This window comes from Cohnella sp. GCM10012308, assembly GCF_042649185.1.
Taxonomy (GTDB): domain Bacteria; phylum Bacillota; class Bacilli; order Paenibacillales; family Paenibacillaceae; genus Cohnella.
Map to the genome: position 1 here is coordinate 1 of NZ_JBHRYU010000086.1, position 550 is coordinate 550.

At 51.3% G+C, this 550-nt stretch carries 1 protein-coding gene; it reads left to right on the forward strand.

What is annotated here, in order from left to right:
- Window positions 1-104 precede the first annotated feature (104 nt).
- The coding region (locus ACFOTD_RS34510) for a transposase (RefSeq protein WP_378124539.1) at window positions 105-550 on the forward strand (446 nt) is incomplete at its 3' end.

The window sequence follows — 550 nt, forward strand, 5'->3', positions numbered from 1 at the left end:
GATGACGTATAGTAGTTTGTGTACCATGTTTTGGAGCCTAGTCAGGCAACAAAAAAGTAGGGTATCCTCGGGACTGCGATATCACCAAGGAGGAACCCTACTCGATGAGTACTATACCCGAAAACCTGCTGTCCGATCTATTTGAAAATGTTGTCACGCAGTTTGTAAAAGCCAATCTGGAATCCATCATGAAGGCGGAGATTAAGCACTTCATGGAGGAAGAGCAGGAAGGCCAGCGCAATAGCCGTAACGGCTACTACAAACGCAGCCTCCACACCAAGTACGGACACATTGAAGATCTCGAAGTGCCGCGGGATCGCAATGGCCAGTTTCAGACGCATGTGTTCGAGCCCTACCAACGCCGCGACGGATGGCTGGAAGAGGCCGTCATCCAGATGTACAAAGGCGGTATGGGGACCCGAGACGTGGCTCGTTTTATTGAGGGTATGTTCGGCAGCCATTATTCGCCTACAACGATTAGCAACATTACGGCAACCGTGCTCGAAGACATCCAGGCCTGGCAGCAGCGTCCACTGCAAAAGCGTTATGC